Genomic DNA, 19,526 nt, shown 5'->3' on the forward strand with positions numbered 1-19,526 from the left:
GCTGGGTCCAGTAGCCGGAGCACCTGATGGAAACGCGGGCGAATTACGTGTTGATCGGATCGTTCACGCTGGCGGTGATCGCCGCGGCGATCGGCTTCGTGCTCTGGTTCCAGTCGCTGCACACCACCAAGCAGCGCAGCCCGCTGCGCGTCGTGTTCGAGGGCCCCGCCGCGGGCCTGCGCAACGGCGGTAGCGTCAACTTCAACGGTATCAGGGTGGGTGAGGTTGTCTCGGTGAAGCTCGACAATCCGCGGCGGGTTGTCGCACTCGCCATGGTCGAGAACAACGCGCCGATCCGCAAGGACACGCTGGTCGGCCTCGAATTCCAGGGCCTCACCGGCGTTGCCGCGATCTCGCTCAAGGGCGGCGACGAGGCGGCACCGCCGCCCCCGCTCGACGAGGACGGCATCCCGACGCTGACGGCCGATCCCAACAAGCTGCAGGACGTCACCGAGGCGATCCGGGCCACGCTCCAGAACATCAACAAGATCGTCGCCGACAACCAGGAGACGGTGAAGAACTCGCTGAAGAACCTGGAGATCTTCACCAACTCGCTCGCGCGCAACTCCGAGAAGATCGACGGCGTCATGGCCAAGGTCGACGGTGTGATGCTCAAGGCCGACAATCTCATGCTCGGCCTCAACACGCTGGCCGGCGGCAAGGACGGCGGCGAGCTGTTCCAGGCGGTGAAGTCGATCCGCGAGCTCGCCGAGGATTTCGACAAGCGCTCGGGCGCGCTGATGACGGACGGCCGCCGCACCCTCGGCGACATCAGCCGCGCCGTGAACAACTTTGACCGCAACCCCACCCGCGTGCTGTTCGGCGCCAGCAACTCATCGCAAGCCGCCCCGCCGCCCGAGCCGCCGAAGCCGGCAGCGGCGCCGGAGCGCCGGCGGCAGTAGCCCGCGTTCGCAGGCCTCGTGTCCCGGACGCGCTGCAGCGTGTAGCGCCGCTGCGCAGAGCCAGCACCCAGAAGGCAACACGGTGCGTTGCCGTGACATGGCTGAAGTAGCGCTGCGCTGCGTCCGGGGCGCGAGAGCGAGGCTGATGCCCGAGCTCTCAACACCATGATCGCAACGGCACCCCCGAACAAAAACGGAGGCCGTGAGGCCTCCGTTTTCTATTCGTGTTGCGATCCGCGTCTTACCCCAGCCGGCCCGCCGCATGTGCGAGCAGCGTGTACACAAGGCCCGTCTCCGAGGTCAGGTGGCTGCGCAGCTCCTGTGGGCCGCGGCCGTCGCGGGCGACTTCGTCGAGCAGGCGCTCGAACTCGGCGACGTAGCGGTCGACCGTGCCCTTGAAGTTGCGGTCGGCGCGATACTTGCGGGCGACCTCGTCGAAGGCCTTCTGGCCGGCGGGCGTGTACAGGCGCTTGGTGAAGGCCTTGTTCTCGCCGCGCTGGTAGCGGTCCCACATCTCGGCGGCGAGGTTGCGGTCCATCAGCCGGCCGATGTCGAGCGAGAGCGATTCCAGCGGATTGCTGCTGCTCTGCGGGGCCTGGGGCTGCGGCGCGGGTGCGGCGCGACCACGGGAAGCCTCTCGGCCGTTCGGCGCGCCCTGATTGGCGTCGGTGCGGTTTAAGAGGTCCGACAGCCAGCCGTCACGGCCCTGGTCGTTGCCGGAAGGCGCGACCGGCGACGCTTCGGTGCGGCGCGAGGGCGCGGGCATGCCGAGGTCCGGCGGCGGCAGCGTCGAGGCGCTGCCGGTACCGCCCATCCGCGTCTCGGTGCCGCGACCGCCCGCAGCGGCCATGATTGGCTCGTCCTGGCGCTGGACCGCGACGGAGCCGCGGCCGGCCGTGGAGACGTCGAGACCACGGCCGTGCTGGGCCACGATGCGGTTGAGCTCGGCGAGGGCCTCGATCTGGTCGACAATCACCTTGCGCATCTGCGCAGTGCTCTCGGCGGCCTCCTGCGGCATCTCCAGCACGCCGCGGCGCAGCTCGTTGCGGGTGGCTTCGAGCTCGTTGTGCATCTCGAGCGCCATCTGCTTCATGCTGGACACGAGGTTGGTGAACTTCTCGGTCGACTGCTTGAACATCGCATCCGCCTCGTCCGTGGTCTGGCGGTAGATGTCATGCATGGCCTCGATGGTCTGCCGGTGCTCCTCTTCCGAGGCCGCGCGCACCGCCTCGAACTGGCGGGTGATCGCGGCCGAGCCTGCGCCGGCGGTCTCGGCCACGACGCGGGCGATGTCGCGGGCACGCTCCTCGGCGGCGGCCAGCGATTCATCGAGCAGCCCGGTGAAGCGCGACAGCCGCTGGTCGAGATCGGCCGTGCGCAGGTCGATCGTGGTGACGAGCGATTCCAGCGCCTGCTTGCGCTCGGCGAGCGAGGCGGTGGTGTTCTTGTTGCTCTGCTCGACGACCTGCGCGGCATCGACGAGCGCCTTGCCGTGGGCGTCGAACTGGGTCGACAGTTCGCCGAGATCCTGGAGCGCCTTCGTCGTCTTGCTGTTGAAGACGTTGAGCTGTTCTTCCAGGTTCTGCGTCGCAGCCCCATTGCGCGAAGTGACGTCGTTCATCGCCGACACGAAGTCGGCGACGCGCGTCACCAGCGCCCGCTCGAGCGAGTTGAGGTTGTCGTGCGCCCCGGTCAGCACCTCCTGGAGCAGGATGTTGCCTTCGCGCAGGCGCTCGAACAAGGCGACCGTGTCGGTGCGCAGGATCTTGCTGGTCTCCTGCATCTCGGTGACGGCCGCGATCGAGACCTGGCGCGACTGGTCGATCGCCGCGCGTGAGGCCTGTTCGAGGTCCTTGAGCGACTTGCCGACCGCGCCGGTGGCGATCTCGCTCGCCGCATTGATGGTGCGGGCGACTTCCGAGCCGTTGCCCATCATGGTCTGCGAGAAGGCGTGGCCGCGCGTCTCGATCGACTTCAGCGCGTCGGAGGTGACGCGGTCGATGTCGAGCGTGAGCTGGCTGGCCTTCGAGCCGATCGCGTCGACCAGCGCGCCGCGCTTGGCGTCGATCATGTTCGACAAACGGTCGGCCTGCTGCTGCACATATGTGACGATCTCGTCGGTCTTGCCGGTCATGGCCTGGCCGAAGCTGCTCGAGGCGGCGAGCACCGAGCGCTCGATATCCGCCGAGCTCGACTTGACCCGCGAGCTCGCCTCGTTGGAGGCGGAGATCAGCGCGTTCTGGGCGTTGAGGGCGCTGGTCTGGATGTCGTTGGTCGCATTCGCGGTGGCCGCGCTCAGCGTCCGCTCGATCTCGGTCGAGATCGTGCGGATCTGGCTCGCGGCATCCGCCGACGTCGAGGTCAGCGAGGTCTGCGCCTCCCGCGCGCTGTTGAGGATGGTCGAGGCGGTGTCGGCGCCGACCGCGGTCAGCGTGCGCTCGATGTCCGTGGTGAGCGACTTGATCTGGCTCGCCGCATCCGTCGATGCGGAGATCAGCGTGCCCTGCGCCTCGCGCACGCCGCTGGTGAGCGCTTCGATGGTGGCGCCGCCGGCGGTCGCCAGCGCGCGCTGCATCTCGGCCGCGAGCGAGCGGACCTGGCTGGTCTGCTCGGCGGAGACCGCGAGCAAGGTGCTCTGGGCGTCGCGGGCGCTGGTGGTGATCGTCTCGGCGGTGGTCTGGCCGACCTGCGAGAGCGAACGATGCACTTCGGCCGCGAGCGACTTGACCTGGCTCGCAGCCTCGGAGGAAGCGGTCACCAGCATGTTCTGCGCTTCGCGAGCGCCTGCGGTGATGGTTTCGGCGGTGGTCGTGCCGGCCATCGAGAGCGAGCGCTGCACTTCGGCTGTGAGCGATTTGACCTGATTTGCCGCATCCGAGGATCCGGCAATGAGGGTGTTCTGGGCCTCGCGAGCGCCGGTCGTGAGGATCTCGGCCGTCGAGGTGCCGGCCATCGTAAGCGAACGCTGCACGTCGGAGGACAGCGCCTTGATCTGGTTGGCAGTCTCGGTGGAGGCTGCAATCAGCGCGGTCTGCGCATCGCGGGCGCCGGCCGTGATCGATTCCGCCGTGGTGGTGCCGGCCAGCGACAGCGAGCGCTGCACGTCCGCGGTGAGCGTCTTGACGTGGTTGGCCGCGTCCGAAGACGCCGTGACGAGCGTGGTCTGCACCTCGCGAGCGCCGGCCAGGATCGAGGCTGCGGTGGCGGAACCGGCCGCCGACAGCGTGCGCTCGACGTCGGCTGCGAGCCCCTTGATCTGGTTCGACGCATCGCCGGATGCCGCGACTAGCGAGGACTGCGCTTCACGGGCGCTGGTCAGGATCGAGTTCGCTGCTCCGGTGCCGACCGCGGTCAGCGCGCGCTCGACCTCGGCGGAGGTCATCTTGAGCTGGGCGTTGATATCGGAGGAGACCGTCAGCAGCGACTGCTGGGCGGCGCGCGCACCGGTCTGGATCGTCTCGCTGGTGTTGACGACGAGGTTGGTGAGCGAGCGTTCGGCGTCCTCGACATGCGAGCGGATCGCGGTCGAGATCATCTCGGCGCGGGAGATCATGTCCTCGCTGGCCTGGCGGCCGCTGCTCTCGATGCGGCCGGCGACGGCCTCGACGCGCGAGCCGAGCAGGTCCTCGAACTGCGCCACGCGCACGTCGATGTCGTTGGCGACCGAGCCGACCTTGGTCTCGATGGCCTGCTGGATGTCCTGGAAGCGCGCGGTGACCGTGTCGGTCAGATGCGTGCTGCGGCCGTCGATGAGGTCGGCGACGCCGGTGATGCGGCGGTCGACCGCCTCGATCGCCTGCGCGGTGCCGTCGGTCAGCGTCGAGGTCAACAGGCCGAGGCGCGTGTCGATCGACTGCATGGCCTGCGAGGCGCCGTTGGTCAGCGCCGTCGTCAGATAGGTGAGGCGGGTGTCGATGGACTCGAGCGCCTGCGAGGCGCCGCCGGTGAGGGTGGTCGTCAGATGCGTCAGGCGCGTATCGATGGTCTGGATGGTCTGCGATGCGCCGTCGGTCAGCGACGTCGTGAGGTGGGTGAGGCGCGAGTCGATCGAGTGGATCGCCTGCGCGGCACCGTCGGTCAGCGAGCTCGCGAGCGTGTTGAGACGGCCGTCGATGCTCTCGGTGACGGACCGCGCACGGGTATCGAACGACTGCTCGAGCGCGCTGACGCGGCCACCGAGCTGCTCGTCGAAGGTCTTGATGTGGCCTTCGATAGTGCCGTCGAGGCTGGCGATCTTGTTGTTCAGCGAGGCGTCGAAATTGCTGACGCGTTCGCCGATCGTGGTCTCGAACTGCATCAGCCGCTGATCGAGCAGGGCCGTGATCTCGCCGCCGTTGGCGGTGAAGCGGCTGTCGAAATTGTCGACATAGGTCTTCAGCGAGTCATGGATCTCTTGGGTGCGCTGGCCCATGCGCTCGACGATCTCGCCGCCGAACGTCTTCACGGTGCGGTCGAACTCGGAGATGTGGCGGGTGATCAGCGCGCCCAGCGTGCCGGAGTCGCGGGCGAACTTCTCGACCAGCTCGGTGCCCTGGTTCTTCACCAGCTCGTCGAAGGCGCTCATCTGGAGCGACAGCGAGTCGTGCGCGGTCTCGGTCTGGCTGACGACCTTGGCGACGAGGGCGTTGACGGTGGCGTCGAGCGCCTCGCTCGCCTTGTCGCCGCTCGTCATGATGTGGCCGGCGAGGCGGTTGCCGGCGTCGTCGATCTTGGCGGAGAGGTCGTTGGAGCGCAGCTCGAGCTCGAGCAGCAGGGAGTCCGACGAGTTCTTGAGGCTGTCGTGCACCTGCTCGGTACGCTCGGAGATGCCGTCGACGATCGCGGCGGAGCGCTGCTCGAACTCGCCGGTGATGCGGTCGATGCGCTCGTTCAGCATCTCGTGGACGCGGTCGGCGAGGTCGACGAACTCGTCGTGGACGTGGCCGGTCTTGAAGTTGAGGCTGGTGGTCAGCCGCTCGCTGGCATCGAGCACGGCGCGCGTGGTCTCGTTGCTGGCTTCCTCGAGGCGGTCGAGCAGGTCGCCGCCGCGCTCGCCGAGCGCCAGGATCATGTTGTCGCCGGCATTGCTCAAGGCGCTGGTGATGTGGGCGCCGCGCTCTTCCAGCGCGCCGGTGATGGATTTCGCGACCTCGTCAACGCGCGAGGCGATCGCGTCCGAGATCAGCGCGATGTCGTGGCGCAGATCGATCTGGACGCCGGAGATGGCGCTGCGGACCTGCTCGGCCTGGCCGACCAGATTGTCGCGTTGATGCGCGATGTCCTGGAGCAGGGCACGAATGCGCACCTCGTTGTCGCTGTAGGCGCGCTCGAGCGCGGCGACCTCGTTGGCGACCAGCGTCTCGAGCTCGCCGGCGCGCGCGATCGCGCGCTCGATGCCGTCGCCCATCGCCGCGACCTCGCGGCGGATGGCCTGGCCGACCGTGACCATGGAATCGGAGGCCGAGCCTTCCGGCTCGGAGAAGCGGATCGCGACCTGCGCCATCGCCTGCGCGATCATGCGCATTTCCTGGCCGCGCCAGACGAGGCTCGCCAGGAAATAGAACAGCATGATCGGGGCGAAGAACATGGCGATCAGGCCGGCGATCACCAGCACGCCGCCGCTCTGGCCCATTGCGGCCTGGATCGAGGGCAGGAAGCCGACCGTCAGCGCCGCGCAAGCCGCGAGCCAGACGCCGGCGAAGATGGTGGCGAAGGTGTAGACGCTGCGGGCAGGGCGGCCCTTCTGAAGCGCCTGGAGCAGCTGGCCGATGGTCTCGCGGTCGTCATTGGCGGCGCGGCGCGCGGCGCGCGGCTCCTCGATCGAATCGAACACGGTGGCGCGCTCGTTGGCGGCCGGGCGCGGCTCGAACGCCGGCTCGTCGAACGCCGGAGTCGCCGGCGGCGTCACCGGAGGCGCGGTCTCGTTGCGCAGCGCGGCGTTGCGGCTGGTGTCCGCGGCCGTATCGCTGATGTTCAGGGCTTCCTGGATCGCAGAAAGCGCAACTTCTGTTGGGTCTTTGACCTTCTTGGGAGTGTTCGCCATGTTCAGTCCGAGCCCTCGTTACTTGTACACGCCCCCCGCGAGCCCTGCGCGCAACGCAAGCCCACAGACCGGATCATGCCGCTTGCGCGGATCCCCGAGCCGTGCCCACCCGGACGGCTTGTCCGCTAATTTCCGCAACATCCTATTGGCAGAGCGTCGCGAATGAAATGCCCGCGATTAAGACAATCTTAATCATCGTTAACAGGATCGCGCCGTAACGCCTTAGCAATAAATGCAATTCTCCACCGAAACCCGGCCAATTGCGGCAACTTTTCGTCAATAAACGGGCGGATTTGCGCAAAACGGCCCAAACGTTTCGTTAACCATTCTCATGCTTGGGTGGAGGTGAAGTCACCGCCGGACCGGCGGAACCATCGCGCGATGCCGGGGCCTGCGCCATGACGCCTGAACTGCAACGGATGGACTGGATGCCCTCGCCCCCGCTTGCGCCCGTCGACAGCCCGCTCGACCTCGACCACCTCTCCCGGATGACGCTCGGCGACGCCGAGCTGGAACAGGAAGTGCTCGCGATGTTCGCCGAGCAGTCAGTCCGCCTGCTCGCGGCGATGACCGCGTTGCCGGCTGAGACCGGCGCGCTCGCGCACAAGCTCAAGGGCTCGGCGAGGGGGATCGGCGCCTTTGCGGTCGCTGACGCCGCCGCCAGCCTCGAGATGGCGATCCGGACCGGGCACGACCGGCCGCACGCCTTCGCCGCGCTGAAAGAGGCTGTGGCCGAGGTCCGCGCCGCGATCGCGGCGATCCTCAGGCACTAGGCTCCACCTCCATCATTGCGGGGGCCGTGCGCATTGGCCTTCTGTTCGGACGCATTTTCCTCCACGCGAGCTGGGATCCACTTCGCTTGAAAACGCTATAGCGCGGCCCTGATCGACCCGTTATAGGACAGCCCGGATACTCCTTTTTCCCCAACATCGCGGCAGCACGAGCACACATGGCCAAGATTCACTTTATCGACCACAAGGGCGAAACCCGCACGGTGGAAATCGAGAACGGCGCAACCGTGATGGAAGCTGCGATCCGCAACAGCATTCCCGGCATCGAAGCCGAGTGCGGCGGCGCCTGTGCCTGCGCGACCTGCCATGTCTATGTCGACGAAGCCTGGCGCGAGAAGGTCGGCAGCCCGACGCCGATGGAAGAGGACATGCTCGACTTCGGCTTCGACGTGCGCCCAAACTCGCGCCTGTCCTGCCAGATCAAGGTCTCCGACGATCTCGACGGGCTGGTCGTTGCGACGCCGGAGCGTCAAGCCTGATCGTCTCTCGCCAGATCAAGCGCGCGGCGGCGCGACCTCGATGCCGCGCTTGTGCCAGGGCCTGAGCCTCTCGATCACCTCTGCGCTCAGCGGCACCGGCCGCCGCGTCGCCTCGTCGAGCAGGACGCCGACCGACGTCGCCGAGGCAATGCACTTCCCGTTCGAGAACACGACCTGCTCGAAGGTCACTGAGGTGCGCCCGAGCTTGACCACGCCGAGGCCGAGCTCGATCGTGTTCGGCCAGTGCAGCTCGGCGCGGAAATGAATGTCGAGCCGCACCATGATCCAGGCGAGGCCCGGCGGGGTCAGACCGTATTCGGGAAGCTTCATCAGCGTGACGCGGCCGGTCTCGAAATAGGTGGCGTAGACCGCGTTGTTGACGTGCTGGTTGGGATCGAGATCGCCGAAGCGGACATTGTCACTGAGGCGGTAGGGGTAGTTCTCGAGGCGCGGCGTCGTGTCGAGGCGGCTTGGTGCGTTCACCGGTTGATCTCCGTCATATCGCAGCCCGTTACAGCCCAGTTATCCTGACCCGGCAAGTGGGCGCGGCTGCGGGGCGCTCCCGCTTTTATGCCTTCCCTGATCCATCCCCGTTGGCTAGACAGGCAGGGTCACCTCTGCCCAACGGGCGCCGTCCAACCGATAACGACCGATAAAGAGACGACATGAGCGACGTGATCAAAACCGATGTGCTGATTATTGGCGCCGGCCCGTGCGGTCTGTTCGCCGCCTTCGAGCTCGGCCTTCTCGACATGAAGGCGCATTTCGTCGACATCCTGGACAAGGTCGGCGGCCAGTGCGCCGAGCTCTATCCGGAAAAACCGATCTACGACATTCCCGGCATTCCGCAGGTTTCGGGGCAGGGCCTCACCGATGCGCTGATGGAGCAGATCAAGCCGTTCCATCCGACTTTCCATCTCGGCGAGATGGTCGAGACGGTGGAGAAGATCGGCGATCCCATGTTTCGCTGCACCACAGATGCCGGCAAGGTGTTCGAATGCAAGGTGGTGGTGATCGCGGCCGGCGGCGGCTCGTTCCAGCCGAAGCGTCCGCCGGTGCCGGGGATCGAAGCCTATGAAGGCACCTCGGTGCACTACGCCGTGCGCAAGATGGAGACGTTCCGCGACAAGAACGTGTTGATCGTTGGCGGTGGCGATTCCGCGCTCGACTGGACGCTCAACCTGCATCCGCTGGCAAAGCGCATCACGCTCTTGCACCGGCGCGACGAGTTTCGCGCCGCCCCGCACAGCGTCGAGCAGATGCGCGCGCTGGTGGCCGGCGGCAAGATGGATCTGAAGCTCGGCCAGGTTACCGCGCTCTCAGGCGCCGACGGCAAGCTCGCCGGCGCGACCGTCAAGGGCAACGACAACAGCATCACCGAGATCGTCTGCGACACCATGCTGCCGTTCTTCGGCCTGACCATGAAGCTCGGCCCGGTCGCGAACTGGGGCATTGCACTGGAGAATAACCTGGTGCCGGTCGAGACATCCGCGTTCGAGACCAACGTTCCCGGCATCTTCGCCATCGGCGATATCAACACGTATCCCGGCAAGATCAAGCTGATCCTGTGCGGCTTCCACGAGGGCGCGCTGATGTCGCAAAAGGCCCATCGCTACGTCTATCCGGAGAAACGGCTCGTGTTCCAGTACACGACCTCGTCCTCCAGCCTGCAAAAGAAGCTCGGTGTCAATTGACTGCGAGGGGCGGGAACGCCATGCCCCATGTTTCTGGTGCTGGAACGGTTCGCGAAATCGCCGTAGTCTGCGGCCATTCCAGTTGCCGCTTAGCAAGGTGATCATAATGCGGAATCTCTTTTCCAGCTTTCGGCTGCTCCCGCTGCTCGCGATCGCGCTGTCGATCGGCGCGGTGAGCCCGGCTGCGGCGCAGGCGCAGCAGCCGACCGCCGCGGGTCTGTGGCAGAAGGTGGAAGACGGCAGGCCGGTGGGATGGTTTCTCTTCATCGACCACAACGGCATTTTCGAAGGCGTGATCGCAAAAACCTTCCCGCGGCCCGGCGACGATCCGAACGAGGTCTGCACCAAGTGCACCGATGATCGCAAAAACCAGCCGGTGCTCGGGCTTTCCTTCATCCGCGACATGAAGCGCGACGGTCTGAAGTATGAAGGCGGCAACGTGGTCAATCCGCGCGACGGCAACATCTGGAAGGCCAAGATGACGGTGAGCCCCGATGGCCAGACCCTGACCATGCGCGGCTTCCTCGGCATTTCCCTGTTCGGCAAGGACGAGACCTGGCAGCGCCTGCCGGACGCCAATTTGGCCCAGGTCGATCCCGCCATCGTCGCGAAGTATCTGCCTGCGCAGGCCGCCGCGACCAAGCCGGCGCCCACGCCTGCGGCGAAGAAGGGTGGCGCGATGATGGCGCCGGCGCCCAAGCAGTAAGCTATCTTCGCATCCCCCGAGAGGCGTCGCCCCGGCGATCTTGTCCCGACGGCCAGATTCGCCGAACGGCGCATTCCGTTGCGCCTTTCGGCCGTAGTTCCCCGGAATGCGCGTTGGCGCCGGATTTGCATAGCTCTCGCAAAGCTGCTGGGGGAACGAGTCGCAATGTCCATGCCTGCCTGAAGGCGTGGCCGGCGGGCGACGTCGTCTGTCCCTCGCGGCGCCATTATGATCCGCGGGAAGACGACATGCGATTTGCAACAATATGTGCCGCGACGCTGCTCACGCTGCTGACGAGCCCGGCGCTGGCGCGCGACGACGGCCGCTACGCCAACTCGCCGCTGAAACCCTGGTTCGAGAGCCTGCACAGCGAATACGGGCAGTGCTGCTCGGATGCCGACGGCTACGTCGTGGCCGATGTCGATTGGGAATCCGACAAGGGGCGTTACCGCGTGCATCTCGACGACGAATGGGTCGTGGTGCCCGACGGCGCCGTGATCACCGTGCCGAACAAGATCGGCCGCACCATGGTGTGGAAGCACTATGTCGACGGCCATCCGCGCGTGCGGTGCTTCATGCCGGGCAGCATGACGTAGAGCCGCAAGGTCGGGTCATCCTGGGCATCCACACGCTTCGTGCCGGAGCAAGAGCTGCTCAGCGGTTGCTTTCGCGTGCAGCCGGTGACTTACCGGCGCGCGGCGTTTGCGGCCATCCGGGATTCAGCGGTTGCACCGGTCAACCTGCTGCGCAGCGATCCGTTCAAGGAGCTGGTTCGCAGCGATGTCGCGCCGCAGTTGACGCGACGTTCGACGGTCCGGCTTCCAGCGAACGGCTGCGCGCGGCGATTGCGGACCTCATCACACGGAGCCTGCCGGTCACGTTCGGCGACATGCATCAGCTCGGCAGCCAGTGACCCTCAGGTCACCGGCGCCGGATTGAACAACGTGAGATCGTTGTGGATGCCCCAGCGGTCCGACCACGGCTTGGTGCGGCCGGAGGCGACGTCGAGGATCAGGCGGAACAGGTCCCAGCCGCATTCCTCGATGGTCTTCTCGCCGGTGGCGATGCTGCCCGCATCGAAATCGATCAGGTCCTTCCAGCGCCGAGCGAGCTCGCTGCGGGTCGCGACCTTGATCACGGGCGCAGCCGCAAGGCCGTAGGGCGTGCCGCGGCCGGTGGTGAAGACTTGCAGCGTCATGCCGGAGGCGAGCTGGAGCGTGCCGCAGATGAAGTCGGAGGCCGGCGTGGCCGCGAACAGCATGCCCTTCTGCGTCGCCTTCTCGCCGGGCGAGAGCACGCCGGTGATGGCGCTTGATCCGGACTTCACGATCGAGCCGAGCGACTTCTCGACGATGTTGGCGAGGCCGCCCTTCTTGTTGCCGGGCGTGGTGTTGGCGCTGCGGTCGGCGCCGCCGCGGGCGAGATAGGAGTCGTACCAGGCCATCTCGCGCACCAGCGCGCGGCCGACATCCTCGTTGATGGCGCGGCGCGTCAGCAGCTGGATGGCGTCGCGCACTTCGGTGACTTCCGAGAACATCACGGTGGCGCCGGCGCGCACCAAGAGGTCCGCGGCAAAGCCGACGGCGGGGTTCGCAGTGACGCCGGAGAAGGCGTCGCTGCCGCCGCATTGTAGGCCGATGACGAGGTCCGAGGCCGGGCAGGTCTCGCGCTTGCGGGTGTTGAGCACCTTCAGGCGCGCTTCGGCCTGGGTCATGATCGCATCGACGATCGCGCCAAAGCCGTCAAAGGCCTCGTCCTGCATGCGCACGATGGCGTCGTTGACGCCTTCCGGCACCAGCCGCTCGGGCGCGAGCTTCTCGCAGCCGAGGCCGACGACCAGAATCTCGCCGCCGAAATTCGGGTTGAGCGCGAGGTTCTGCAGTGTGCGGATCGGCACCACCGCGTCGGGCGCGGTGATGGCGACGCCGCAGCCATAGGCATGCGTCAGCGGGACGACGTCGTCGACGTTCGGATATTTCGGCAAGAGCTCGGCACGGATGCGCTTGACCGCATATTCCATCGTGCCCTTGACGCATTGCACGGAAGAGGAGATGCCGAGGATGTTTTTCGTGCCGACCGAGCCGTCCGGATTGCGATAGCCTTCGAAGGTAAAACCTTCGAGCGGCGGCAGCGGTGCGGGAACGGCGGTGGAGATCTCGAGCTTGTCGAGGGCAGGGGCCTCCGGCATGCGGATGCGCGCCTCGTCCACCCATTCGCCGGCGAGGATCGGGGAGAGCGCGTAGCCGATGATCTCGCCGTAGCGGATGATCGGGGCGTCTTGCGCGATATCGACCAGCGCGGTCTTGTGCCCCTGCGGCACGAAGGCGCGCAGCGTCAGCCCGCTGGCAAAGCGGGAGCCGGCGGGGAGCCCGAAATCATTGACCACGATCGCGACATTGTCGCGCTCGTTGAGCTTGATGTAACGGGGCTGTTCTTTCGCCGCGACGTCCTGGTCCATGAGGACTCCGAAGTGTAGGGTGTTAGCGTAGCGTAACCCACCAAGGTCTCAATCCGCGGAAGCAGAAGAGGTGGGTTACGCCAGCGGACCGCGCTTCGCGCAGCCGCGGCTAACCCACCCTACGAAGTCAGCCCGTCAACCCGGATAGGTATAAGCCGTCTTCACCGTCGTGTAGAACTCGCGGGCATAGGAGCCCTGCTCGCGGGCGCCGTAGCTCGAGCCCTTCCGGCCGCCGAACGGCACGTGATAGTCGACGCCGGCGGTCGGCAGGTTGACCATCACCATGCCGGACTCGCTGTTGCGCTTGTAGTGCGAGGCGTATTTCAGGCTGGTGGTGCAGATGCCGGAAGCGAGGCCGAACTCGGTGTCGTTGGAGATGGCGAGCGCCTCCTCGTAATTCTTGGCGCGAATGACGGCGGCGACGGGGCCGAAGATCTCTTCGCGTGCGATACGCATGTTGTTGTTGGCTTCGGTGAACAGCGCCGGCTGGAGGTAATGGCCGGGGTTCTCGCGCTTGAGCAGCTCGCCGCCGAAGGCGAGCTTGGCGCCCTCGTCCTGGCCGATCTTGATATAGCGCAGATCCTGGTCGAGCTGGCTCTGATCGACCACGGGGCCGATATGCACGCCGGCCTTGAGCGCGTCGTCCACCGAGAGGCTGTTCAGCCGCTCGGCCATCGCCGCGACGAAGCGGTCGTGGATGCCTTCGGTGACGATCAGGCGGGAGGAGGCGGTGCAGCGCTGACCGGTCGAGAAATAGGCGCCGTTGACGGCGACTTCGACGGCGGTCTTGAGGTCGGCATCGTCGAGCACGACGAGCGGGTTCTTGCCGCCCATCTCGAGCTGGAATTTCTTCATCGGGTTCGACAGCACGCAAGCCTGCGCGATCTTGCGGCCGGTCTGCACCGAGCCGGTGAAGGAGATCGCAGCGACGTCAGGATGATCGAGCAGCGTCTGGCCGACCACCGAGCCGGAGCCGACCACGAGGTTGAACACGCCGGCGGGAATGCCGGAGCGGGTGATGATCTCGGACAGCGCATGCGCCGAGCCCGGCACCAGCTCGGCCGGCTTGAACACCACCGTGTTGCCGTAGCAGAGCGCGGGCGCGATCTTCCAGGCGGGAATCGCGATCGGGAAATTCCAGGGCGTGATCATGCCGACGACGCCAACCGGCTCACGGGTGAGCTCGACGTCGAGGCCGGGGCGCACCGAGGCGCCCTTTTCGCCGATCAGGCGCAGCGCCTCGCCGGCGAAGAACGCAAAGATCTGACCGGCGCGCGCGACCTCGCCGATGCCTTCGGGCAGCGTCTTGCCTTCCTCGCGGGCGAGCAGGCGGCCGAGCTCTTCCTTGCGGGCGAGGATTTCGGTCGAGATCTTGTTCAGCGCGTCGTAGCGCACCTGCGGGGTCGACTGCGCCCAGGCGGGGAAGGCGGCCTTGGCGGCGGCGATCGCCTTCTCGGTCTGCGCCTTGTCGGCCTTGGCGTACTCGCCGACGAGATCGTTGGTGTTGGAGGGGTTGATGTTCTTGGTGACGCCGGACCCGTCGACCCATTCGCCGCCGATGAAGTTCTTAAGGATCGCAGTCATGTTGTCCTCCGAGATAATTTTTAACGCACGAGGCAGGGACGCTTGTCGTCGAAGGTCCAGCCGGGGATCAGATCCTGCATGGCCATAGCGTCATCGCGTGCGCCAAGTCCATGCTTCTTGTAGAGTTCATGCGCGGCCTCGATGGCGGTGCGGTCGATCTCGATGCCGAGACCCGGACGGTCCGGGACCGCGATCCTGCCGCCCCTGATCTGGAGGGGCTCCCTGGTGAGCGCCTGGCCGTCCTGCCAGATCCAGTGGGTGTCGATCGCGGTGACCTTGCCGGGGGCGGCGGCGCCGACATGGGTGAACATGGCGAGCGAGATGTCAAAGTGATTGTTGGAGTGCGAGCCCCAGGTCATGCCGTTGTCACGGCAGGTCTGGGCCACGCGCACCGAGCCTTGCATGGTCCAGAAATGGGGATCGGCCAGCGGGATGTCCACCGCCCCAAGCCGCAGCGCATGGGAGAGCTGCCGCCAGTCCGTGGCGATCATGTTGGTTGCGGTCGGCAGTCCCGTGGCGCGGCGGAACTCGGCCATGATCTCGCGGCCGGAGAAGCCGGACTCGGCGCCGCACGGATCCTCGGCATAGGCGAGGATGGCGTGCATGTCCTTGCAGAGGCTGATCGCTTCGTCCAGCGACCAAGCGCCGTTGGGGTCCAGCGTGACGCGCGCGTTGGGGAAGCGCTTTGCGATCGCGGTGACGGCCTCGATCTCCTGCTCGCCGCGAAGCACGCCGCCCTTGAGCTTGAAATCGGCGAAGCCGTAATGGTCGTGGGTGGCTTCGGCGAGCCGAACCACGGCCTCGGGCGTCATCGCTTCCTGGTGGCGGAGGTTGAACCATTCCGCCTTGCCGGTCTCGCCCGTGACATAGTCGAGCTTGCTCTTGCGCCGGTCGCCGACGAAGAAGAGATAGCCGAGCGTCTCGACGCTGGTGCGCTGCTGGCCTTCGCCGAGCAGGGCGGCGACTGGCAGGCCGAGATGCTGGCCGAGCAGGTCGAGCAGTGCGGATTCGACCGCCGTGACCGCGTGGATCATGACGCGGAGGTCGAAGGTCTGCTTGCCGCGACCGCCGGCATCGCGATCGGCGAAGGCGGTGCGGATGTCGGCCAGGATGTTGTTCATCGCGCCGACGGTCTTGCCGATCACGAGATCGCGGGCGTCCTGGAGAGTCTGCCAGATCTTCTGCCCGCCCGGCACCTCGCCGACGCCGGTGTGGCCGGCATTGTCGGTGAGAATGACGATGTTGCGGGTGAAGAACGGCGCATGCGCGCCGCTCAAATTGAGGAGCATGCTGTCGCGGCCCGCGACCGGGATCACCTGCATCGCCGTGACGATCGGTGCGCCGGAGATTTCCGTGTGGGCCATCGCAGGCTCCTCCCTGTTGTCGCCTGTTATTCTGCAGCCTGTTGTGACGATCGTGCGGCGGGCAGCTTCTTCACCAGCGCGGCCAGCTCCGCGATCTCCTGCTCGGTGAGGTCGGTCAGCGGCGGGCGGACCGGGCCGGAATCGCGGCCGATCACCTTCATGCCGGCCTTGATGATCGAGACCGCATAGCCCTTCTTGCGGTTGCGGATCGCGATCAGCGGCAGGATGAAATCCTTGAGCCCGGCGTGGATCGCCGCATGATCGCGCTTGCGCACGGCGGCGTAGAAATTGGTGGCGAACTCCGGCACGAAGTTGAACACGGCCGAGGAATAGGTCGTCACGCCCATGTCGAGATAGGGCAGGGCGAAGGTCTCGGCGGTCGGCAGGCCGCCGACATAGGTCAGGCGATCGCCAAGCTTGGTGTAGACGCGCGTCATCAGCTCGATATCGCCGATGCCGTCCTTGTAGCCGACGAGGTTCGGGCAGCGCTCGGCAAGACGCGCGAGCGTGTCGGGCTGAAGGATGGCATTGTCGCGGTTGTAGACGATGACGCCGATCTTCACGGAGGCGCAGACGGCCTCGACATGGGCGGCAAGGCCTTCCTGCTCGGAATGGGTGAGGTAGGGCGGCAGCAGCAACAGGCCGTCGGCGCCAGCCTTCTCGGCGCCAATCGCGATCTCGCGGGCGATCGCAGTGCCATAGCCGGTTCCGGCGAGCACGGGCACGCGGCCCTTGGTCTCGTCGACGGCGACCTTGACGACTTGCGGAACCTCGGTCGGGGTCAGCGAGAAGAATTCGCCGGTGCCGCCGGCGGCAAACAGGCCTGCAACGTCATAGCCGCACAGCCAGTCCATGTTGGCACGGTAGGTCGCCTCGTCGAAGGAGTAGTCCGCCTTGAACGGCGTGACGGGGAAGGACAGGAGGCCCGATCCGATCTTCCGGGCCATCTCCTGCGGGGTCATCTTGCTCATGGGCGCTGCTCCCTTGCATCGTGTTGTGGAGGACGCAAGCAGAAGGCCGCGCGTCCATGCGCCGTGGTTTAGGAGACCGTTCGATGCGCGTCCAAGCCAAAGCCTATATCGACCGATGCGGATTGAGCATCAATCTTCCATCACCTCCGCGGAGGACAATTCGCCGGCGATTTTGACCAGGGCCGAGAGCAGCGGATTCTCGTCGTCGCGGCGCCAGACCATGAACAGCTCGACAGGGACACGGGTGCGCAACTTGAGCGGCCGCAGCCGCACGTCGGAGATCTTCAGGCTCGCGGCCGCCGCCGGCACGATCGCAAGGCCGAGGCCGGCCCGCACCATGGCAAGGATCGAGTGAATCTGGCTGAGATGCTGGACGTAGCGCGGCAGCACGTCCGCGCGAGTGAACAGCGCCACCAGGAGATCGTGGAAGTAGCGGCTCTCATAGGGCGAGTACATCACGAAGGGCTGGTCGTCGAAGTCCTTGATGGTGATGCCGTCGGCGTTCGCCAGCGGATGCTTCTTCGGGATGGCAGCCAGCAGCGGCTCGGCGACGACGCGGCGGCTGGCGAGCTCGGGCCGCGCGATCGGCGGCCGGAGCAGGCCGGCGTCGATCTGGCCCGAGGTCAGCGCCTCGAATTGATCGCCCGACACCATCTCCTTCAGCGAGAAGTCCACTTCGGGCAGTTTTGCGCGGCAGGCCGCGACCAGCTCGGGCAGGAATCCGTAAGCGGCGGCCGCGGTGAAGCCAATCTTGAGCGAGCCGGTCTTGCCAAGCGCGATGCGGCGGGCGACCTGGGATGCGCTTTCGGCAAGCTTGAGGATGCGGCGCGCTTCCGGCAGGAAGCTGCGGCCCGCCGGAGTCAGCCGCACGGAGCGGCTGGTACGCTCGAGCAGCGGCGCATCGATGATGTGCTCGAGCACCTGGATCTGCCGGGACAGTGGCGGCTGGGTCATGTTCAGCCGCGCCGCGGCGCGGCCGAAATGCAATTCCTCCGCCACCGTGACGAAACAGCGGAGCTGGTTAAGGTCGAACATCGATACATGCCTTAGATGGATAAGGCGTTTCTCCGGCACTTCTAGCATCGATCACCCCCAAAACAAAGACGGCAGCTTTTGAGGGCCGCCGTTGAGTTGCCTGGTCAAGCTCCCATGGGAGCCCTCAGGAGGAACGTTTGAGCACCACCCGCTCGATCTTGCCGACGATCACCAGATACGCGAAGGCGGCCACCAGCGCGTTGAGGCCGACGAACACCAGCGCGCCGTTGAACGAGCCGGTCGCGGCCAGGATGTAGCCGATCACGATCGGGGTGGTGATTGAGGAGAGATTGCCGAAGGTGTTGAACAGGCCGCCGGAGACGCCGCCGGCTTCCTTCGGCGAGGTGTCGGAGACCACCGCCCAGCCGAGCGCGCCGATGCCCTTGCCGAAGAAGGCGAGCGCCATGAAGCCGACCACCAGCGCCTGTCCGTCGACATAGTTGCAGGCGATGATCGACATCGACAGCAGCATGCCACCGACGATCGGGATCTTGCGCGCCATGGTCAGCGAGCCGGTCCTGCGCAGGATCGCATCCGAGATGATGCCGCCGAGCACGCCGCCGATGAAGCCGCACAACGCGGGCAGCGTCGCGACGAAGCCGGCTTGCAGGATCGACAGGCCGCGCTCCTTGACGAGGTAGACCGGAAACCAGGTCAGGAAGAAATAGGTCAGCGTGTTGATGCAATACTGGCCGAGATAGACGCCGAGCATCATGCGGTTGGAGAGCAGCTGGCGGATATGGTCCCAGCCGGAGCCGGCCTCGGGCGCACGCCCGCGCAGCAGATCGTCCTTGGGCGCATCGAGGTCGACCAGCGCGCCGCCTTCCCTGATGTACTCGAACTCTGCCTCGTTGATCGAGGGATGTTCTTTCGGGCCGTAGATGGTCTTGAGCCAGACGAGGCCCATGACGACGCCGAGCGCGCCCATCACGAAGAACACGTAGCGCCAGCCGTAGTCGTGGGCGATCCAGCCCATCAGCGGCGCGAAGATCACGGTGGCGAAATATTGTCCCGAGTTGAAGAACGCCGACGCGGTGCCGCGCTCGTTGCCGGGAAACCACGCCGCGACGATGCGGGCGTTGGCGGGAAAGGATGGCGCCTCCGCGACGCCGACCAGCAGGCGCAGCGCGAACAGCACGGCGATGGCGGCGCCGGCACTGAGGAAACCAACCCAGCCCTGCATCAGCGTGAACAGCGACCAGACGATGATGCTGAAGGCATAGACGAGGCGTGAGCCGTAACGGTCGAGCAGCCAGCCGCCCGGCACTTGGGCAATGACATAGGACCAGCCGAAGGCCGAGAAGATCCAGCCCATGGCGACGGGATCGAGATGCAGCTCCTTGGAAAGCGCGGGGCCGGCGATCGACAACGTGGCGCGGTCGGCGTAGTTGATGGTGGTGACCAGGAACAACATGGTCACGATGAACAGCCTGACGCGAGACCTCCTCACGTCCGCTGCGGACACCACTGCGCTCATCAGGCGCCTCCTTTACAACTCGAAACGTTTCCTCAAGGCGACT

14 protein-coding genes are annotated in these 19,526 nt (G+C 66.2%); 6 read left to right on the forward strand and 8 right to left on the reverse strand.

The annotated features are described in order from the left end of the window. Nucleotides 1-26 precede the first annotated feature (26 nt). A complete protein-coding gene (locus ACVWY3_RS04085) occupies nt 27-902 on the forward strand; it encodes an MlaD family protein (RefSeq protein WP_456837298.1) in 876 nt (291 codons plus the stop codon). Between the two features lie 241 nt (nt 903-1,143). Here the strand turns inward: ACVWY3_RS04085 and ACVWY3_RS04090 are convergent, their stop codons facing one another. Beyond that, nucleotides 1,144-6,924, reverse strand: coding sequence for an apolipoprotein A-IV repeat region-like domain-containing protein (locus tag ACVWY3_RS04090; RefSeq protein ID WP_456837299.1), 5,781 nt, complete (start codon nt 6,922-6,924; stop codon nt 1,144-1,146). Between the two features lie 398 nt (nt 6,925-7,322). On the opposite strand from ACVWY3_RS04090, the gene ACVWY3_RS04095 reads away from it, so the two are divergent. After that, nucleotides 7,323-7,697, forward strand: a complete 375-nt coding sequence (locus tag ACVWY3_RS04095; protein ID WP_456837300.1) for an Hpt domain-containing protein — start codon at nt 7,323-7,325, stop codon at nt 7,695-7,697. A gap of 176 nt (nt 7,698-7,873) precedes the next feature. Next, on the forward strand, nt 7,874-8,194 hold the full coding sequence (locus ACVWY3_RS04100) for a 2Fe-2S iron-sulfur cluster-binding protein (protein ID WP_456837301.1): 321 nt from the start codon (nt 7,874-7,876) through the stop codon (nt 8,192-8,194). A gap of 15 nt (nt 8,195-8,209) precedes the next feature. Here ACVWY3_RS04100 and ACVWY3_RS04105 read toward each other — a convergent pair whose 3' ends face one another. Then, nucleotides 8,210-8,677, reverse strand: a complete 468-nt coding sequence (locus tag ACVWY3_RS04105) for an acyl-CoA thioesterase (RefSeq protein ID WP_456837302.1) — start codon at nt 8,675-8,677, stop codon at nt 8,210-8,212. A gap of 182 nt (nt 8,678-8,859) precedes the next feature. On the opposite strand from ACVWY3_RS04105, the gene ACVWY3_RS04110 reads away from it, so the two are divergent. The 3 genes from ACVWY3_RS04110 (at nt 8,860) to ACVWY3_RS04120 (ending at nt 11,190) form a co-directional block, all read left to right on the forward strand. After that, a complete protein-coding gene (locus ACVWY3_RS04110) occupies nt 8,860-9,888 on the forward strand; it encodes an NAD(P)/FAD-dependent oxidoreductase (protein ID WP_456837303.1) in 1,029 nt (342 codons plus the stop codon). Between the two features lie 106 nt (nt 9,889-9,994). After that, entirely contained in the window at nt 9,995-10,594 is a 600-nt protein-coding gene (locus ACVWY3_RS04115) for a DUF2147 domain-containing protein (RefSeq protein ID WP_456837304.1), read from the forward strand. A 248-nt stretch (nt 10,595-10,842) separates the two neighbouring features. Further along, complete coding sequence (locus ACVWY3_RS04120; RefSeq protein WP_456837305.1) at nt 10,843-11,190, forward strand: hypothetical protein; 348 nt, start codon at nt 10,843-10,845, stop codon at nt 11,188-11,190. Between the two features lie 320 nt (nt 11,191-11,510). Here ACVWY3_RS04120 and garD read toward each other — a convergent pair whose 3' ends face one another. The 6 genes from garD to ACVWY3_RS04150 form a co-directional block, all read right to left on the reverse strand. Continuing rightward, complete coding sequence (gene garD / locus ACVWY3_RS04125; RefSeq protein ID WP_456837306.1) at nt 11,511-13,052, reverse strand: galactarate dehydratase; 1,542 nt, start codon at nt 13,050-13,052, stop codon at nt 11,511-11,513. A 135-nt stretch (nt 13,053-13,187) separates the two neighbouring features. Continuing rightward, entirely contained in the window at nt 13,188-14,636 is a 1,449-nt protein-coding gene (locus ACVWY3_RS04130) for an aldehyde dehydrogenase family protein (RefSeq protein ID WP_456837307.1), read from the reverse strand. Nucleotides 14,637-14,656: 20 nt separating this feature from the next. Further along, complete coding sequence (gene gudD, locus ACVWY3_RS04135; RefSeq protein WP_456837308.1) at nt 14,657-16,000, reverse strand: glucarate dehydratase; 1,344 nt, start codon at nt 15,998-16,000, stop codon at nt 14,657-14,659. A gap of 26 nt (nt 16,001-16,026) precedes the next feature. After that, nucleotides 16,027-16,971, reverse strand: a complete 945-nt coding sequence (gene kdgD, locus ACVWY3_RS04140; RefSeq protein ID WP_456837309.1) for a 5-dehydro-4-deoxyglucarate dehydratase — start codon at nt 16,969-16,971, stop codon at nt 16,027-16,029. A 129-nt stretch (nt 16,972-17,100) separates the two neighbouring features. Further along, on the reverse strand, nt 17,101-18,006 hold the full coding sequence (locus ACVWY3_RS04145) for a LysR substrate-binding domain-containing protein (protein WP_456837310.1): 906 nt from the start codon (nt 18,004-18,006) through the stop codon (nt 17,101-17,103). Between the two features lie 124 nt (nt 18,007-18,130). Further along, nucleotides 18,131-19,483, reverse strand: a complete 1,353-nt coding sequence (locus ACVWY3_RS04150; protein ID WP_456837311.1) for an MFS transporter — start codon at nt 19,481-19,483, stop codon at nt 18,131-18,133. Between the last annotated feature and the right edge of the window lie 43 nt (nt 19,484-19,526).

This window comes from Bradyrhizobium sp. USDA 4486 (assembly GCF_054057995.1).